Genomic DNA, 844 nt, shown 5'->3' on the forward strand with positions numbered 1-844 from the left:
GCCTGCAGGCGCTCGACGCCGTACCGCACGGCCGCGGCGTACCCGCCGAACTCCTGCCCGAGCGTCACGGGGGTCGCGTCCATGAGGTGAGTGCGCCCCGACTTCACGACCTGCGCCCACGCGGTCGCCTTCTCCTCGAGCGCGCCCGCGAGGTGCTCGAGCGCCGGCACGAGGTCGCGCACGACGCCCGCGGTCGCGGCCACGTGCACCGACGTCGGGAACACGTCGTTCGACGACTGCGACGCGTTCACGTGGTCGTTGGGGTGCACGTCGCGCCCCAGCAGGCGCGTCGCGAGCGTCGCGAGCACCTCGTTGGTGTTCATGTTCGAGCTCGTGCCCGAGCCCGTCTGGTAGACGTCGACGGGGAAGTGCGCGTCGTGCACGCCCGTCGCGACCTCGTCGGCCGCCGCGACGATCGCGTCGGCGACGTCCTGCGGCAGCACGCCGAGCTCGGCGTTGGCGCGCGCCGCGGCCTTCTTCACGCGCGCGAGCGCCTCGACGTGCCCGCGCTCGAGCGTGCTGCCCGAGATCGGGAAGTTCTCGACCGCGCGCTGCGTCTGCGCGCGGTACAGCGCGTGCGCGGGGACGCGCACCTCGCCCATGGTGTCGTGCTCGACGCGGTAGGCCTGCTCGCCCGCGGCCGCGCCGTCGGGACCGGTGGTGGAAGTCATGGACCCATCCTTCCACCGCTCCGGTGGCGGGAACCCGCAGGTCGTAGTCGGATGTGGGCACACCCCTTCCCGACGACGTGAGAGGCCAGGCGCCCGTGCGACACCTGAGGCGACGACCCGCGGCTCTCCTCGCCGTGGCGCTCGCGGCCCCGTTCGCCGCCTGCTCCGCCGCC

At 74.1% G+C, this 844-nt stretch carries 1 protein-coding gene; it reads right to left on the reverse strand.

Annotation, left to right across the window (positions count from 1 at the left end):
* Window positions 1-671 (reverse strand): lyase family protein (locus G3I71_RS44900; RefSeq protein WP_275409414.1); only part of this gene is annotated, 671 nt, incomplete at its 3' end.
* Window positions 672-844: the final 173 nt, after the last annotated feature.

This window comes from Streptomyces sp. SID12501, assembly GCF_010550245.1.
Lineage (GTDB): Bacteria > Actinomycetota > Actinomycetes > Streptomycetales > Streptomycetaceae > Streptomyces.